Origin of the sequence: Apilactobacillus kunkeei (genome assembly GCF_001421115.1) — a bacterium.
In the GTDB taxonomy this organism is placed as follows: Bacteria; Bacillota; Bacilli; order Lactobacillales; family Lactobacillaceae; genus Apilactobacillus; species Apilactobacillus kunkeei_F.
Window position 1 is genome coordinate 178,985 of sequence record NZ_JXCW01000006.1, and the last position, 17,567, is coordinate 196,551.

Sequence of the window (17,567 nt, forward strand, 5' to 3'; positions counted from 1 at the left end):
GTTAGCTCCTAACGTGATTTAATAATGACTTGAATAGTTTCAAGCCGTCGGTTCCACCTAAAATACTTTCAACGGCACGTTCTGGATGAGGCATCATCCCTAAAACATTACCTTGTTCGTTCACGACACCAGCGATGTTGTCGCAACTACCATTAGGGTTGTCTTCGTAAGTGAAGACGATTTGATCGTTAACTTTTAATTGAGCTAAGGTTTCGTCGTCACAGTAGTAGTTACCTTCACCGTGGGCGATTGGAATATCGATGACTTCTGATTCTTCGTATTGGTCGGTAAACATTGTGTCGTTATTTTGGATACGTAGCTTGGACCAATCTGAGATGAATTCCATGCTGGTGTTGTGTTGAAGTGAACCAGGTAATAGGTTAGCTTCTGTTAGGATTTGAAAACCATTGCAGACACCCAATACTGGTTTGCCTTCAGCAGCCATTTCCTTAACTGATTCCATCACCGGAGCAAAACGAGCAACGGCGCCACTTCTTAGGTAATCTCCGTATGAGAAACCACCAGGGATTAAGACACCATCGTATCCGTCTAGGTTGGTAGCATCTGAAGTAACTAGGTCAACGTCTTCATTTAGTGAGTCGCGCACTGCATAATACATATCCATGTCACAGTTGGAGCCGGGAAAACTAATTACTGCAAATTTCATTTCGCCACTTCCTTTAGTTCAAATTCGTATGATTCCATGTTGTGGTTCACCAATAAATCTTTGGCAATGTCGTTAACTACCTTTGATGCTTCATCTTCGCTGTCGGCTTTGATGTTAACTTCAAAGTACTTACCTTGTTTGACTGAGTCGACCTTGTCGTAACCCAAACGTTGCAAGGCGTTCAATACTGCTTCACCTTGAGGATCTAAAATTGATGCTTTGTGATGGACATAAATTTGTGCTAAATACATGTTTTCTTCCTCCCTAAATGGCTGCTCGTAAACGTTTTAGAATTTCTAGGTAACCTGGCATCATGTCGCCGGCTTCTTTTCTAAAGACATCCTTATCTAGTGATTCGTTAGTGTCTTTATCTAATAAACGACATGAATCAGGTGAGATTTCATCAGCTAGGATGATTTCACCGTCTTCGTTAATGCCGAATTCAAGTTTGAAATCGACTAAGGTAACGTTCATCTTGTCGAATAATTCTTTTAGGATTTGGTTCACCTTTAGACCGTCTTCTTCTAATTGAGTCAACTTGTCTGCTTCGATTAAATCCAAACCAATTGCATCAGACTCAGTAACGATTGGATCGTGTAAATCATTGTCTTTATAAAAAAATTCGACAACTGGTTCTTTCAATGTTTGAAGATAATCAGTGCCGAATCTTTTTTGGAAATGTCCGGCCGCAAAGTTTCTAATCACAACTTCCAGCGGAATCATTTCAACTTTTTTATTTAATTGATCTGTTTCGTTAACACGTTCAATAAAGTGCGTAGCAACATCATTTTCGTTTAGGTATGTGAAAATCATACTTGAAATTTCGTTGTTAACCGCACCCTTGTTTGCGATTAATTCATTACGCAAACCATCCCCCGCAGTGGTGTGGTCTGTGTAGTGAACAAGCAATACGCTTGAATCATCGGTGGTGTATAGTTCCTTAGTCTTACCTGATGCAACTAATGTAGTCATTTTAATTCTCCTCATCTAAATAATTTAACGTCTTGCAATAATTGATCGATTGATGAACCGGTCACTGTGATGTGACCCATTTTTCTTTGATGCTTAATTTCAGCCTTACCATAATCATGGAAGTTCCAGTTTGGATGATTCACTAACTCGTTTCGACCGAGCGTTAAATTATCACCCAATAGGTTCACCATAACGGCGTTATCAATTAACTTGATATCTGGTAAGGATAGATTACAAATACTTAAAATATGTGCTTTAAATTGAGAAACATTGCAGGCCTCAACGGTGTAATGGCCCGAATTATGTGGTCTTGGTGCTAGCTCGTTAACCAGTAGTCTGCCATCTTCCATCAAGAAGAATTCGATTCCTAAGACACCTATTAGTTTCATTTCTGAGGCGATGTTTTCAGCAATCTGTTCAGCGTTCTTATGAACGCTATCACTGGTTCTGGCTGGCACGATGCTAGTGTGTAAGATGTGGTCCTTATGAATATTTTCGCTAAGTGGGAAGACAATCACCTTGCCGGAAACATCTCGGTCTACCATTATGGAAACTTCCTGTATAAAAGGTTGCTTTCTTTCGTAGATCCACTCAATGCCGTCTAAGTGTTTAATGGCTTCCTTTAGGTTATCTTCGTTATTAATGTCGAATTGACCGTGGCCATCATAGCCACCCTCAGCGGTTTTTAAAATCGCAGGAGTAGAGATTTGTTGGTACGCCTTTAATAAATCATCGGCGTTATTTACTGGCGCGTAGTCAGTAACCGGTGCTCCAATGCTTTGTAAAAAGCCTTTTTCCTTGTTTCGGTTGCTAGTGATTTCTAGTTCACTAATTGGCTGCGGGATATATGTAGTATCCGAAACCTTTTTAATTGCTTTTTGATCGACGTTTTCAAACTCGTAGGTTAAAACATCTGACTTTTCAGCTAACTGTTTCATGGCCGCTTCATCATCGTAGTCAGCGATAATTTGAAAGTCAGCAACCTGTGCTGCTGGAGCGTCGGGTGTTGGATCTAACACCCCAACCTTGTAGCCCATTTCCTTGGCAACTAGTGCCATCATCTGACCTAGTTGACCACCACCCAAAATTCCGATGGTAGCTGGTGGCAAAATTGGCTTAGTGTAATTGTTCATTACTATCAATTGCCTCCTTTGTTTGTCTTTGACGGAAGCCATCTAGGCTTTGGGCGATTTTGTCATCGCTAATTGCTAGAATCTGAGCTGCTAACAATGCAGCGTTCTTAGCACCAGCGTCGCCAATTGCGACGGTCGCAACTGGTACTCCTGAAGGCATTTGAACGATTGATAGTAGTGAATCGACTCCATTTAAGGTGCTGGTCTTAACCGGAATTCCGATGACCGGTAAGGTTGTGTTTGCCGCTAACATCCCTGGCAAATGTGCTGCACCACCCGCCGCAGCAATAATCACCTTATATTGTTCGTATTTTGCCGAACGACCAAAAGCTTGTAATTCGTTTGGCATCCGATGAGCTGAGATAATTTTAGTGTCATAACTAATACTTAAACTATCTAAAACATCAATAGTCCCCTTTATTTTAGGGGAATCAGAGATAGAACCCATTATAACTGCTACATCCATTTTTACAATCTCCCCTCTAAATGGTTAAATTCATCATAACAATCGATTTAACATTCGTCAACTAGAAAACGAACAATATTTTAATATTATATATTATAGTTCGTAAAAACACAAATAATGGCACAAAAAAGACCAACTTCGCAAAAGTTGGCCATTTTTAACTATTTAAATTCAGGAAATGTCTTATAAATCATTTTGTACATGCGATATTGATCGTAGGCGTTAAATCTGTCGTGCAATGACACGATAATCACACGTTTCTTGTTTGGCAATTGACTAGTACTTACCAGACAGTTACCTGCTAATGGTGTGTATCCAGTCTTTAGACCATCCACGTGTAATGATGCATCGTATCTTAATCCACCTGCTAATAGTTCATTAGCATTCTTTAGGGTTTGACCACTTTGGTGGTAACGATACATCTTGGCATCGTTGACGATTGCTGGATATAGTTTCAATAGATGTGAAGCAATCACAGCCAACGCCTTAGCAGATACGCGGTTGTAGTCATAATGTGATCCATAACGAATGTAGTATGGATATAAGTCGGAGTTTTCCAAACCAGATGAAGAAACGAAACGCGCTTGAGAAGCAATCCCCCACGCCTTAACTTGCCTATTCATCTTCTTGATAAACTTGTTGTTAGTTCCAGATACCCATTGACCTAACGCAATGGTTGCACTATTGGATGATGCAATCAATGAAGCTTTGTATAGGTTTCTAACGGTGTATTTCTTGTTAGCCTTTAATACGTAGCTACCTAGAGAATGATGTCTACTCATTCTTACCAAGCTAGGTGAGATTTTAACCTTTTGCTTCCATCCATTTTTGGTAGTTTGTGCCTTTTGAATCGCTAAGTATAATGTCATAATCTTAGCGGTCGAAGCAACGGCACGTTTGGATGTAGCATTCTTTTGGTAGTAAACCTGATTAGTATCCATGTTCATCGCATAAGTAGCACTACTTGTCTTATTGTACTTATCCATGGACTTGGTGTACTTACTTTTGGCATCGGCACTTGCACTCACAGTAACAAATGATGATCCAAGCATAAAGATAGCTAGAAATGCTACCATCATGTTTTTGATTTTACTCATTTAAATTTATCCCCCTTAACGAAATTAATAGCTATATATTACAACGTTTTGAAGGAATTTTAGTTTACAAATTATTACATTTATATTATGAATATTAAAAAAAGGACCTAATAATTAGGTCCCTTTTCTTTATTGTTATTTAATTACTAATCTAACAGCGTCTTTTTCTGATTCAACCAATTCAACGGTACTTGTGATTGCTCTAGTATCCATCTTAATTTCACGGGTTAAACCTGGAGTGTCTAGTTTTGGTTCAAAGAATGCTTTGAATTCATCTAGACGAGTTCTGGTATGGAAGATGTTTGCGATAACTGTAATAAATGTAGCGAATTCCATGTCACCACCGACAGTATCTTCTAGCCATTGCCATTCGTTTCTGATCCAGTCCCATGCGAATTGTTGACCAGCTGGGTTTCTCAATACACCTGAGAACCAAGCACGTAAGTCTTGAGGTTTTACAACGCTACTATCTTCAAAGTTAGCAACTAGCTTACCTAGTAACTTAGCATCCTTGGTTAGAGTTACCGCAGCGCAGATATCTTGCTTGTAACTTGGGTCAGTTGATTGTTTGTATTCTTCAACTAATGAATCGAATTCTTCAGCGTTTGAGTAGTTCTTCATTTCATTAGCTAAGATATAAACACGGGTATCAGCAGGTAATGATAACAAGTTTGATTGGTGATCTTGAAAGATTGCGTGAGCAGCTTCTGCGAAGTCCTTGTTGTCATCGTATAGTGCAGCACCTAAGATGTATGGACGAGTCAACTTATCGTTGTTACTTTCGCCATCGACACTTACTAGACCTAGACGTTCTAGTTGTTTGTCACTTAGTTGTCTGAATAGGTTCTTCAAGTTATCTTCGTCTTCTGTTCCTGGTTCAACGAACTTCTTCAAGTTGTTGGCTAGTGTGTAAACGGAGTCGTTAATCACATTAGATTCGCTATCAGCAAATTGTTTTAATACCGGAACGACGTCAGCGTATGATACTTGTTTTGCTTCGGCTAGTAAACGAAGGTCTTGTAGTAGTTGCATCTTATCGATTGGAGATAGGTTATCTGCATCGTTTAGAATGTCTTCTTGTAATGTGTCATCGTATTTAACGATAAAGTGTGAGTTGTTACCAACGTTTACTCTAAATGGTTTGCCATTTAGTTTACGTAATTCTTGGTAGTCACCCAAATCGACAGTTTCTTCACTGAAGATGTCAGGTGCTTGGTCATAGTTGGCATTTAGAGGAATTTGCCAACGACGGCCTTCATCCTTACCTTCACCGGTGAAGAATTGCTTTTGAGCTAACTTCAAACGGTTGTCTTCAACGTATGCATTTACAACTGGGTAACCTGGTTGTTCTAGCCATGATTCCATAATCTTGCCTAGGTCCATGCCGGCGGCCTTACCAAGTGCATCCCATAGGTCAGCACCAGCGGCGTTACCGTACTTGTGAGCGGCAAAGTAGTTCTTTAGGCCTTCACGTAATGCGTCGTCACCAATTAAGGCACGAACCATTACTAACATTCTGGCACCCTTGGCGTAAACGATAGCTCCATCAAATAAAGCATCGATTTCAGCTGGGTGATGAACTTCAACGTGAACTGATTGAACACCGTCAACGGCATCACGTTTTAGTGCTGCGGGAACATCAGTAGTTTGGAATACTTCCCAAATGTTCCATGAAGGTTCGATTGCATCGATAGCAACGTATTCCATCATGTTGGCAAAACTTTCGTTCAACCATAGGTCATCCCACCATCTCATGGTTACTAAGTCCCCAAACCATTGGTGAGCTAATTCATGGGCAATAACTGTTGCAACACGTTGTTTTACTTCAAATGAAGTGTTGTCAGGATCTATTAATAGGTATGCTTCACGATAAGTTACTAGTCCCCAGTTTTCCATCGCACCTGCTGAGAAGTCAGGTAGCGCTAATTGCCATGAATGTGGAAGTGGGTATGGAGTTTGGTAAAAGTCTTCGAAGAATTCGATTGAGCGCTTAGCAATATCTAAGGCAAAATCTAGTTCTTTGGCGTCGTGGGCTTTAGTACCGAAGACACCGACTTTGACACCACTCTTGGTTTCAGTCATCTTACTTTGCATGTCACCAAAGGCAAATGCAACTAGATAAGTAGACATTTTTACAGTTTCGTCGAAATAATGAACACCATTTTCGACTTTTACTTCTGGCATATTTGCTAAAGCAGTTTCGCCAGGTTGTTCGTCAAACTTAAGCGCTAGCTTAAACTTAGCCTTTGCTTCTGGTTCATCAATACATGGGAAAGCTTGTCTAGCAAAGTTGGTTTCAAATTGAGTTCCCACTAATTGTTTTTGTTCACCATTAACTTGGTAGTATGAAGGGTAAATTCCCATCATAGTATCTGTTAACTTGGCGGAGTATTCAATAGTTACGGCCACTTCACCGGTCTTACCTAAAGATACGTTAATTACTTCGTTGTCGTTATCAACGTTAAAGTCAACGGAAGTTCCGTCTACCGAAACGCTGGTAACATCAAAGTCTTTTTCGTGAATGCCGATTTCTGCTTCACTTGCATTACCGTAAATTGTGGTCTTTCCACTAAATTTCTTTTCACTACGGCTAACATCTAAATAGATGTCGTAGTGATCTGGTTGAAATCGATTAAATAATCTAACTAATTCAGCCATCAATAACACTCCTTCTTTATCATCATTTTCTCATTAGTTTTTAATTGTACGCTATCTAAATATAAAATGCTACAAATATATTGTAGTAGTTAAAACGGTTTTGTGCACATGTTAATGTTTATGTGATTTTCTTTATAAAAGCTTTATATCCTTTGCAAAAACTTAAACTTATATTTATAGAGATTTTTATACGGTTAGTTTATCATCTTTATTATCAAATATATAAAGAAAGAAGAATACATCTATGAAAAGAACATCATTAAAAACCGCCGTACTATTCTCTTCCCTAGTATTAGGTACAGTTCAAGCTAATTCTTTAATTAATCAACCAAATAAATACTCTGTTGTAGCTCATGCCGACAGTAGCAATGTTGATACTTCTACCACTAACATTGCAACAATTAAAGATGACACAATTAAAAACATTTTATTGAGTTCGGTTAACAGCCAAGAACACACAAACTACTCCGATGCTAGTCAAATTACTAATGATGACTTAAGCAAACTAACTACCATCAGTTACAATGGAAATCAATCTGAAAAAATTTCATCATTAGATGGATTTAACACAAACATTCTTCCTAACATTACTTCAGTTTCCATAACTAATGTGGATGCCAGTCCCCTTAAAGATTTATCTCCATTTACTAAATGGAACAACCTATCATCCCTTAACCTATCTGGCGACCAAATTAGCAGTAGTCAAGTAGCATCATTGGGCCAATGGTCAGATTCAGCATTAACTAACTTAAACTTTTCACACAACAACATTGGAAAAATAGACTTCTTACAAAACATTTCAATGCCAAACGTTCAAAGCATTGATATCAGCCACAACCATGTCAGTGACTTTTCTCCCGTAGTTACCCAAAGCTGGACTAAGTTAACCGACCTAAATGCTGGTTTTAATGACATTGAAGATATTTCTCCAATCGCTAACGTTAACTGGATCAGCCTTCAAAACCTAAACGTAGAAAGTAACAAGATTTCTGACATCTCAGTAATCTCATCTGCAAACTGGCCAAGCCTACAAACTTTAATCGCTGACAATAACAACATCAGTAATATTAATGCATTTGCTAATACAAATTGGCATAATCTAAGGGTTATTTCTGCTTCTAACAACAAAATCAAAGATGTTAATTCTTTAGCTGGAAAAGCTTCTAACTATCAAGCATTACAAACATTCAAAGTTGATAACAACAACATCAATGATATTTCATGGATGAGTGGATTTAAATTCAACTCAGATTCAAGCGCAAGTGGTCAAAACATTGTTGATAATCAAGTAATTTTGAGACCTGAAAACGGACAAAGCATTCTAGTTCCGGTAACTATTAAGGACGTTACTCTAAAAGACGGTGTCAACTGGACATACCTTGCTGCTGACGATAATGCAGGATCCAATCTAGAAGCTTCAAATATTTCTGATCCTAATGCAACAATCATCGGAAATGATGGTCTTCCTTTCAAATTAGTAAAACCTAACGAAGAAGGACAAAACACACACTCAAACGGAATTAAAGGGATCCAATTAAAGTACACTGGCGATAACACATCAACCGTATCCTTTAACTTTGGTTCCAACTTTGGAATCGATCAACGCGGATACTTTGATGGTCAATACACTCTTAACGTTAACTGGGCAACTGCTAACAGCCAAAGTAAGACTGTTAAGGTAACAGTTAACTACGTTGATCAAGACGGTAAGCAAATTAGCGCACCTCAAACTAAAACAGTCAACTTTGTTGAAACTGGTAAAAAAGTCGACGCAACCGGTCAACAAATTTGGAACAACGACTGGAAAGTTTTAGGCGATAACAGTTACTCATTCTCAAGCCCTGAAGTTAAGGGATACGAGTTAGCAAACAATGCTCAATCAACTGTAAGTGGAAACGTAAGCAACGACTCAAGTGACATCACTGAAAACGTTGTTTACAAGACCGTCGCTGCTAGTTCAAGTGCTGACAGCAACGCTTCAAAACCAGCTGACTCAAGCGCTCAAAGCTCTGCTTCAAGTTCAGAAGCTGCTAGCTCAAGCACCCAATCTTCTGCTCAAAGCTCACAAGCTACTAGCTCAAGTGCTCAATCATCAGTAACTAACGAACACAGCAACAACGCAAGTAATCCAACTCAAAGTTCAAGCGCTCAATCTTCTGCAGTAAGCAACAAAGGTAACAATGCCGGAACACCTACTTCAGAAAACAGTGCTACTCCTACTACACCAGCAACTAAGCCATCAACTGGTAACAACTCTGGTAAGACAAAGAAGGAAGTTACTATCAAGAATGTAGATCCTGTCGTTCCTGGTCACAAGAACAACGCCTCACACCCTGATACTGAAAGCAAAAACAAGTTACCTCAAACTGGTGACAGAACTGAACAAAACGTACTAATTTCTCTTGGTGCCGTAGCAATCGTTACCGCATTAGGCCTAGCTGCATTCGCATTACGTCGTAAGAACAAATAATCAATAACAACAAAAAGACCTCGAAATGATTTCGAGGTCTTTTTGTTTAGAATATTTTATTTAGACGTTTAATATCATCAATCTTAAAATGATTATGTTGTCCGTCGACTAGTTTATTACTCTTTTCGTCACGTTTTACCAAACTATATTGAGATTGATCTTGAATAAATTCTTGAATAATTGCTTTTAACCATTTAGTACTCTTAGTTTGAGTAATGCGCATTTCGATTTCTTTTTGAATAACCTGAGTCGCAGCATTTAAATCACTTTGTGAACTAGTGATATCGTATGTATCATCGCCGTAATCAAAATATTCGTTCATAAAATTGATGTATTGGGTTTCTAAACGTTTGCTTGGCCACCATGACATCAAGATTGGTCGACGATCATGTTCGGTGGACTTTTCCCACTTTTGACCGTTTCTTAGAATCATCTTTGGTCGATACCAGGTGTTAAACGTTAAATATCCATCTACAGTGGAGATGTTTTGTTTATCAATCTTGTAAAACGAATTTTTAGCAGCATAGTCGTTGTTAGGATTATACGCTGGTTTTACAATCCCTGAAGTTTCCGCCTTAGAATTAGAGATAGATAGAATCAATCCAATTCCAAATAAAGTCGCTACTACAACCGCGCATGTCGCAATCGAAAGTAGTAATTTTTTACGTAAGAAACTCAGCTGTCCTTTTTTCATTATAAGCACTCCCAGTTTCATATTATGATGTTAATTTTACCACAAAAGAGCTTTTTTCTTGCTTAATCCGCTGATAAATGAAATATTACTTAATATTGTTTTATTTTAGGAGATGTTTATATTGAAAGCAAAGATGTTGTTTAGAATCATCTTGTACATAATTGGACTGAACGTTTTAGCCCTTGGTACAACACTATTTGCTTGCGGAAAACTCGGGGTAAGTTCATTAGTCTCTGTTCCACAAACATTGTCATTTATTATTCACACCACACTGGGTCATGCCACGACCATGTTCTTCATCATCTTGGTATTAATCCAACTGATTATCGTTAGAAGATTTGAATTAAAAATCGTCCTACAGTTGGTCCTTGCATTTGTATTCGGCTGGCTGGTTGATTTCTACGGTTTGACTGTCGGATTAAAGCGCATCCCATTAAACGGATACGCAGAAAGAATTCCGGTCACCTTATTAGCCATTTTATGTACCGCACTTGGTATCTTTATGATGGTAAAGGCATCATTCGTGTTAATTCCAGCAGATGGTTTCGTTAACGTTATCAGTGAAAAGCTACATAAACCTTTTGGCCAAATGAAGTTTTGTTTCGATGCATCAATGATCGTCATCACAATCCTTTTAGGATTAGTATTCCTACATCACATTACTTCAATTGGTATCGGAACTGTTTTAGCAGTGCTATTCGTTGGTCAATTGATTAACCTATTTAATTACATTGTGGATAAGACTAAAAAAGCTTAGAGCGATTGCTCTAAGCTTTTTTATTATTTAAATTTACGACGGTATCCTAAATACATTGAGAAAACAAATCCTATTGGATATATAACAAAGAAAATAAAGTCGAATCCGCCGCCCAAAATTAAGTTGAAACAAATAAGAAGCGTCATTATAGCTACTAATGTAATTAAATTTTGAATGATAAAACTTCTGATAGCTATTTTTCGTTCACTGTCGTTACTATAATCATATTCATCTAATCCATGTCGTTTCACGACGATATCCATATATGTTAATGCAATTAAAACGGCTATTGCATCTGCAAAAATCATCCCGATCGCAATATCGGAAGTATCGTCAAAGTTCCCTATTCCAAGTGATACAAAGATCGAAGCAAACAGAAAGATAATAAGCCCGAATGCCACCTTGTTGACCGCCTCAGAAATTACCTTATTGGTAAATTCATCAAATGGCTTATTAATACCGTAAAAATATTTAACTAGTCTTATGAACAAAGATTCATTCATATTCATTCACCTCATTTTTTAAATTGACGACAATACTGAGTATAGATTGCCACCAAAATACCAATAAAAGAACCGATAAACGGTGGCCAAATACTTTCGGACATTCCCAAATATCTAAACCAAACCGAAATTGGATACATAGCAAGTGACAAAGTCACTACCGTCGTTAATAATCTGCTGATAATAAATCTTTTACCATAAATCTTTCGTTCTTCTTCGTTATCAAATTCATAGCGATCCAATTTATTTTTTTAATGATTCTACCCATATATGCACTTGCTATCAAATACACAAAGATGTCAGCAATGATTACACCACTTACTACATTCATAGGACTGAACCAACTTATCAGTACCATCAATGCATATGCTGAAATAAGAAGGTATTCCATCAACCAAATCGCGATTTTATTTCCAGCGTCGTTAATAACCTCCCTGGCAAACTCATCAAACGGTTTGCTAATTCCATAAAAATATTTAACTAGTTTTATAAACAATGATTCTTTCATCGGCTATTCCACTCCTTCATTCCAAAATAAAGTATTTAAATCTGTTTTTAGCGCTTTGGCAATGTTGAAACATAGCTTCAAGCTCGGATTGTATTCTCCCTTTTCAATCAAACTTAACGTTTGGCGGGAGATACCAACAGATTTAGCCAAATCCTTTTGTTGCACATTTTCCTTTGTGCGTATTTCTCTAACACGATTTTCCAAAATGTTACTCCCCTGATTATCATGTGATTTTTATATTAATTTAGGTAATATATATATTCCATATGTAAACTATATATTACATAGAATTAAAAAACAAGCAATTATTTAAAATAAAAAAGGCGCCAATTTCTGGCGCCTTTTTACGTATCTTATTTATGATATGGACTACCTTCATTGATCATGAAAGCACGGTAAATTTGTTCAGTTAATACCAAACGAATCAATTGATGTGGCAAGGTAAAACGACCAAAGGAAATTTGGGTATCGGCACGTTTTAATACCTTTGGTGCTAGACCAAGGGATCCACCAATCACAAAAGTAATGTCTGAATGACCATATGTGGCCAACTTATCGATTTCTTTGGCGAATTCTTCGGATGCACGTTCTTTTCCAAGAATAGCTAATGCATATACATATTCCTTGTCGGCAATCTTATCTAGAATTCTAGTTCCTTCTTTATCCATAACGTCTTGCATCTCTGATTCACTAAGGGATTCAGGTGCTTTCTCATCTGGAACTTCGATAATCCGAAACTTACAAAAACGTGATAAACGCTTGCTATACTCATCAATTCCGGCTTTAAAATATTTTTCTTTTAATTTTCCGACCACAACTAGTTTAATATTCATTTGTGAAATCTCCTTTTTGAAATTTTGAACCACTATATTTAGTATGTGGAAATGTTGTTAACTACTACTAATATTGTCCACAGATTGTCAAGGTTTTTCACGAGTTATCCACATCTGTGTATATGTCATTTTGACCCGTGTAACACTCAAGAAATACTGTCACACAGGCGTTTCACAATAGTGTATTTTCCGTGTAACTTTCTTTTCCACAATGTTATCCACAGAGTTATCCACATGAGGTGGAAAACTAAAAAATAGCGATAATTGTTGATTTTTCGGGCATATATATAGATCTAAAAAATTTTATTTTTTCTAGTTATACACCGAATGTATGTTTTTTTCTTTGTGAAAAGTTTTGGATTAAAATTTCACAAAGATTATTATACAAAATTAAGTAATCGTTCGTAAAATTTTATATAAAAAAAGCGTTGAATTTAATCAACGCTCTCATAAATAGATGGTAGTTATTTAGTTGGTAGTTCGCCTTCCACAATTTGGTCTAACGTCGTCATAGAAGGGATAAAGAACATGTTCCCAGTCACTGGATCAGAGAAATCTAGTAAGCGGTCTGATTGGCCAAACATGTTTTCTAACATGCGTTTAGTAACTGTCCAATGTCTAGCATATCCAATGAAGTATGTTCCAGTATTGCCTGAACTAGGATCTGAGAATGGGACATTCATTCTGACAATCTTGTGTTCCACACCATCGTCGTTATCTTGAGAAGCGACGTTGTGTGAGTTTTCAAGTTTTTCGTCATCTTCTAGTTCCAAGTCGGAGTATTTCTTTCTACCGATTGCCTTTTCTTGGTCTTCGGTCTTTAATGCATTCCAAGCATCCATATTATGGATGTATTTTTGCGCGAATGCGTATGAACCATTTTCAAAATCGGGGTCTTCATCCCCTATAATGGCGTATCCTGAAGCCTTTTGGATTTCAGGGTTTTCGGTCCCATCAACGAAACCAATGATGGCACGTCCTTCAAAGTATCTGAATCCCTTAGTTTCATCTTCAACGGTAGCAAAGTCTCGGTAGTAGTTTCTGATTTGACTGGCTACTTCATACACAACGGCTTCTGAATCAGCACGAATGTGAATAAATAAATCGGCTGGAGTTGCTGGTGAAGTGTATTTAGGTCCCTTCACTGGTTTAAAATCTTCTAATTCTTGTGGTTTCTTAGCATCAGCGAATAAGTAGTCCCAAATGGAGTTTGAAAAACCAAAAGCAACCTTTAAATGTTCTTCTGGGTATCTGATATTCATTGAGCGTAAAATGGCTTGTTCTCTAGATACTAGTTCTGCGACTTTCTCACGGTCATCGTCAGCATTACTTCTATTAATCGTTAGGGTTGTAAATAATACATTTTTTCCCGCATCTTTATAAACATCTTGTGCGTCAGTAGGATCGAATGGCATGGTAGTACCTTCTTTCGTTATTTATAACGATTATAAACTAATAATCAATCTTATTATAACCCTTTTTGACCCATCATGAACGATAAAATTTTTAAAAAATTGTTAAAATCTTGAGCATATATTATCATAAGTTTTTATTTAGCATTACAATGTTGTTGTATAAACATAAAGGGGGAATTATTCATGACCAAATTAACTACTGACGAAGGTCAACCATGGGCAGATAATAATCATTCATTAACTGCTGGAAATCGTGGCCCTGTTTTATTACAAGACTACCAATTAATCGAAAAATTAGCTCACTTCAACCGTGAACGTATTCCAGAAAGAGTTGTTCACGCTAAGGGTGCCGGTGCTAAGGGTGTCTTCACTCTTACCCGCGATATGAGCGACTACACCAAAGCCGACTTATTTAATGGTAAGGGTAAGCAAACACCACTTACTATTCGTTTCTCAGAAGTTGCTGGTGAATTAGGTTACCCTGATACCATCAGAGATGTTCGTGGCTTCTCAATTAAGTTCTACACTAATGAAGGAAACTACGACATTGTTGGTAACAACACACCTATCTTCTTTGTTAACGATCCTTTGAAGTTCCCAGACTTCATTCACTCACAAAAACGTGACCCTGCTACCCATCTTCGTTCAGAAGATATGCAATGGGACTTCTGGTCACACTCACCTGAATCACTTCACCAAGTTACCTATTTAATGGGTGACCGTGGTAACCCATCTAGCTACGCTAACATGAACGGTTACGGTTCACACACATTCAAGTGGGTTAACGCCAAGGGAGAAGTATACTGGGTAAAGTACCACTTCATCTCAGAACAAGGTGTTAAGAACATGACCGAAGACCAAGCAGCCAAGGTTGCTTCTGAAAACACTGACTACTTAATTCAAGATCTATACGATCGCATTAAGAATGGTGACTATCCAAAGTGGAAAGTATGCGTTCAATTAATCCCTTACGAAGAAGGATTAAACTACAAGTACGATATCTTTGATGTTACCAAGACCGTTTCTCACAAGGACTACCCACTACAAGAAATCGGTGAATTCGTATTAAACGAAAATCCTGAAAACTACTTCAATGATGTTGAAGAAGCATCATTCTCTCCTGCAAACCTAGTTCCAGGAATAGAACCTTCAATGGATAAACTATTACAAGGTCGTTTATTTGCGTACAAGGACGCCGCTAGATACCGTTTAGGTGCCAACTACGAACACCTTCCTGTTAATAGTCCAAAGACTGAAGTTCACAACTACGCTCGTGACGGTTACATGTCACAAGGTCAAAATGGTGACGTTAACTACGAACCAAACCAATATGAAGATGCTCCACGCGAAGATCCTCATGCGAAGATTAAGCCATTTGCAGTTGAAGGCGAAGCCAACAGCTACAAGACCTATGACGAAGACCCATACTCACAAGCAGGTGCCTTATACCACGTCTACTCAGACGATGAAAAAGACCGCTTAATCCAAGCTATCAAGAAGCACTTAGGTAGCGTTAAGAGCCATGACACCAAAGTACGTCAAACTAAGTTATTCTATCGTGCAGATCATGACTATGGTAAGCGAGTTGCCGACGCTTTAGGCTTAAATATGGATGAAATTACTGAATAATTGATAAAAATTACGTCGCTATGATTGTTGTCATGGCGGCGTTTTTTGTAGTTTTGTTTCAGTTTGTAACAATTAATAATATAACTGTAACCATGTAATAACGTTACTGATATATAACTCCGATATAGTATTAAACATCATAAGAAATCGAAAGAAAAAATTTTTAAGGTTTATATAAAGGAGTTATGTTTCTTGAATAACGTTACAAAATCTTTTATCAAATTCACAGTAATCGCATTTACATCACTATTAATTTTATTTGCAATCAACTTCGCTAAAAACGACGTTCATGCTGATGCTTCAGTTAACTGGCAACATGTTGCTGAAAAGCACCTAAGCAAGAAGAACATTGCCGCAAGACGTTGGATTTCATTTCACGAATCAACTAACAGATACCACGCAAGAAACGGTGTTTGTTACGGTAAGTTCCAATTAGATATCAGCTACCTACACGGTGACAAATCAAAGAAGAACCAAGAATTAACTGCCAACAGATATGTTGCTAGTCGTTACGGTTCATGGGTTAACGCCAAGAAATTCTGGCAAAGACACCACTGGTACTAAAATAAAAAGCAGCCTAGCTAATCGCTAAGCTGCTTTTTTATTGTCTATACATGATTGCTTTATTATCTCTTTGAAGGACTTCTTGGTATATCATGTGGGAGGATTCTATAGTTTGGTTAGCTAGGTGCCAATAACGACCTTCTAGTCTGCTAACATCTTGTAAATCACTAAGATCAAGTTCTGTTCTTAGGATGTATTCCGCCGCAAAGTTATGATTATCGATTACTAAACGATGACTACCATCAATGTCGTAGTACGGATTGTTTTCTAAAATATCGACGACGTCTTGTAACAAGGCGTTGGCAGTCGGCTTTCTTCCGGCCCCCTGACCTAGAAAACCAAGTGGTCCGATGGTATCCCCGGTTAGTTGGACGTAGTTTAAGTTACCGTTGACGGTCGCAATGGTGTTATCGACCGGTAATAATGTTGGCTCGATTGAAATCGCAAGTTTGTCTTGATTGTACAATCTAGCCTGACCAATCAACTTAATGTTCATGTTACGACCCAAGAAGAAATCTACATCTTCCTTTAATAGGTTTCTGATACCGACCTTATTAATTGCATCCCCCGGTTTAACAAGTGTATTAAACGCTAAATCAGTCGAAATACATAACTTATTTTCAACATCATAACCATCGATATCGGCTGTCGGATCAGCTTCGGCGTATCCTAAATCTTGCGCCTGTTTCAGTGCTTCGGCAAAACTGACGTGTTGGTTTACAATCGCATCGATAATGAAGTTACTGGTCCCGTTTAAGATTCCACCGATTGATTGAACATCGTCAATTCTAAGAACCCGTTTTAGGTTTTGAATCCATGGAATGCCACCAGCAACGCTGGGTTCAAAACGGAATGACACGTGATTTTGTTTGGACTCATGGATAAATTCTTCCATATATTTTGCGACGACCGCCTTATTGGCAGTAACCACATTCTTACCCGCCTTAAATGCATCCATAATCATCTCGTAGGCTGGATGAATGCCACCCAAGGTTTCGACAATGACCTTAATGTCATCATTATCCAAAATTGTTTGATAATCATTCGTCTTATTTTGTGTTGCGTCCACCTTTTCTTTTCTCACCCAGATGGCTGCTACGTTTAACTTTTCCTTTAGGCGTGGACTTTCATCGATGATGTCTTTGACCCCACCACCGACAGTTCCAAGTCCTAAAATTGCGATATCCAATCTGATCACATC

Annotated in this window: 18 protein-coding genes; 4 read left to right on the forward strand and 14 right to left on the reverse strand. The window is 38.0% G+C overall.

From position 1 onward, the window contains the following. Position 1: 1 nt before the first annotated feature. The 7 genes from purQ to RZ55_RS06295 all read right to left on the reverse strand — a co-directional run bounded on the left by purQ (position 2) and on the right by RZ55_RS06295 (position 6,993). The gene (gene purQ, locus RZ55_RS06265; RefSeq protein ID WP_057176015.1) at positions 2–667 is read right to left on the reverse strand and encodes a phosphoribosylformylglycinamidine synthase subunit PurQ; all 666 of its coding nucleotides are present in this window, start codon (positions 665–667) and stop codon (positions 2–4) included. Then, on the reverse strand, positions 664–918 hold the full coding sequence (gene purS / locus RZ55_RS06270) for a phosphoribosylformylglycinamidine synthase subunit PurS (RefSeq protein WP_053792141.1): 255 nt from the start codon (positions 916–918) through the stop codon (positions 664–666). Before purS ends, purQ begins: the two co-directional genes overlap by 4 nt. A 13-nt stretch (positions 919–931) precedes the next feature. Next, positions 932–1,639 carry a phosphoribosylaminoimidazolesuccinocarboxamide synthase gene (gene purC, locus RZ55_RS06275; RefSeq protein WP_197599730.1) on the reverse strand — a complete coding sequence of 236 codons (708 nt, stop codon included), beginning with the start codon at positions 1,637–1,639 and terminating at the stop codon, positions 932–934. 11 nt (positions 1,640–1,650) lie between these two features. Next, the gene (purK, locus tag RZ55_RS06280) at positions 1,651–2,772 is read right to left on the reverse strand and encodes a 5-(carboxyamino)imidazole ribonucleotide synthase (RefSeq protein WP_057176016.1); all 1,122 of its coding nucleotides are present in this window, start codon (positions 2,770–2,772) and stop codon (positions 1,651–1,653) included. Further along, entirely contained in the window at positions 2,756–3,238 is a 483-nt protein-coding gene (purE, locus tag RZ55_RS06285) for a 5-(carboxyamino)imidazole ribonucleotide mutase (RefSeq protein ID WP_057176017.1), read from the reverse strand. Before purE ends, purK begins: the two co-directional genes overlap by 17 nt. A gap of 161 nt (positions 3,239–3,399) precedes the next feature. Further along, positions 3,400–4,335, reverse strand: a complete 936-nt coding sequence (locus RZ55_RS06290) for a D-alanyl-D-alanine carboxypeptidase family protein (protein WP_057176018.1) — start codon at positions 4,333–4,335, stop codon at positions 3,400–3,402. A 135-nt stretch (positions 4,336–4,470) separates the two neighbouring features. Further along, positions 4,471–6,993, reverse strand: coding sequence for a M1 family metallopeptidase (locus RZ55_RS06295; RefSeq protein WP_057176019.1), 2,523 nt, complete (start codon positions 6,991–6,993; stop codon positions 4,471–4,473). 244 nt (positions 6,994–7,237) lie between these two features. On the opposite strand from RZ55_RS06295, the gene RZ55_RS06300 reads away from it, so the two are divergent. Next, the gene (locus RZ55_RS06300; RefSeq protein ID WP_057176020.1) at positions 7,238–9,463 is read left to right on the forward strand and encodes a leucine-rich repeat domain-containing protein; all 2,226 of its coding nucleotides are present in this window, start codon (positions 7,238–7,240) and stop codon (positions 9,461–9,463) included. Positions 9,464–9,509: 46 nt separating this feature from the next. Here RZ55_RS06300 and RZ55_RS06305 read toward each other — a convergent pair whose 3' ends face one another. Further along, complete coding sequence (locus tag RZ55_RS06305; RefSeq protein ID WP_057176021.1) at positions 9,510–10,157, reverse strand: glycoside hydrolase family 70 protein; 648 nt, start codon at positions 10,155–10,157, stop codon at positions 9,510–9,512. A gap of 121 nt (positions 10,158–10,278) precedes the next feature. Here RZ55_RS06305 and RZ55_RS06310 point away from each other — a divergent pair, with 121 nt between their 5' ends. Continuing rightward, on the forward strand, positions 10,279–10,914 hold the full coding sequence (locus tag RZ55_RS06310; RefSeq protein ID WP_057176022.1) for a YczE/YyaS/YitT family protein: 636 nt from the start codon (positions 10,279–10,281) through the stop codon (positions 10,912–10,914). Between the two features lie 23 nt (positions 10,915–10,937). Here the strand turns inward: RZ55_RS06310 and RZ55_RS06315 are convergent, their stop codons facing one another. The 5 genes from RZ55_RS06315 to RZ55_RS06335 form a co-directional block, all read right to left on the reverse strand. Further along, the gene (locus RZ55_RS06315; protein WP_057176023.1) at positions 10,938–11,417 is read right to left on the reverse strand and encodes a DUF3278 domain-containing protein; all 480 of its coding nucleotides are present in this window, start codon (positions 11,415–11,417) and stop codon (positions 10,938–10,940) included. 166 nt (positions 11,418–11,583) lie between these two features. After that, positions 11,584–11,925 (reverse strand): DUF3278 domain-containing protein, encoded by a 342-nt coding sequence (locus tag RZ55_RS06320; RefSeq protein ID WP_057176024.1) that lies wholly within the window; start codon positions 11,923–11,925, stop codon positions 11,584–11,586. 3 nt (positions 11,926–11,928) lie between these two features. Then, the gene (locus RZ55_RS06325) at positions 11,929–12,132 is read right to left on the reverse strand and encodes a helix-turn-helix transcriptional regulator (RefSeq protein ID WP_080719854.1); all 204 of its coding nucleotides are present in this window, start codon (positions 12,130–12,132) and stop codon (positions 11,929–11,931) included. Between the two features lie 146 nt (positions 12,133–12,278). Further along, on the reverse strand, positions 12,279–12,758 hold the full coding sequence (gene rlmH, locus RZ55_RS06330) for a 23S rRNA (pseudouridine(1915)-N(3))-methyltransferase RlmH (RefSeq protein WP_054483922.1): 480 nt from the start codon (positions 12,756–12,758) through the stop codon (positions 12,279–12,281). 464 nt (positions 12,759–13,222) lie between these two features. Continuing rightward, positions 13,223–14,173, reverse strand: a complete 951-nt coding sequence (locus RZ55_RS06335; RefSeq protein ID WP_054483923.1) for a Dyp-type peroxidase — start codon at positions 14,171–14,173, stop codon at positions 13,223–13,225. Positions 14,174–14,356: 183 nt separating this feature from the next. On the opposite strand from RZ55_RS06335, the gene RZ55_RS06340 reads away from it, so the two are divergent. Then, positions 14,357–15,802: a catalase gene (locus RZ55_RS06340; protein ID WP_057176025.1), complete on the forward strand. Its 1,446-nt coding sequence runs from the start codon at positions 14,357–14,359 to the stop codon at positions 15,800–15,802. Between the two features lie 192 nt (positions 15,803–15,994). Beyond that, the gene (locus RZ55_RS06345; RefSeq protein ID WP_094750698.1) at positions 15,995–16,366 is read left to right on the forward strand and encodes a hypothetical protein; all 372 of its coding nucleotides are present in this window, start codon (positions 15,995–15,997) and stop codon (positions 16,364–16,366) included. A gap of 37 nt (positions 16,367–16,403) precedes the next feature. Here the strand turns inward: RZ55_RS06345 and RZ55_RS06350 are convergent, their stop codons facing one another. Continuing rightward, positions 16,404–17,555, reverse strand: a complete 1,152-nt coding sequence (locus RZ55_RS06350) for a homoserine dehydrogenase (protein ID WP_171823264.1) — start codon at positions 17,553–17,555, stop codon at positions 16,404–16,406. Positions 17,556–17,567: the final 12 nt, after the last annotated feature.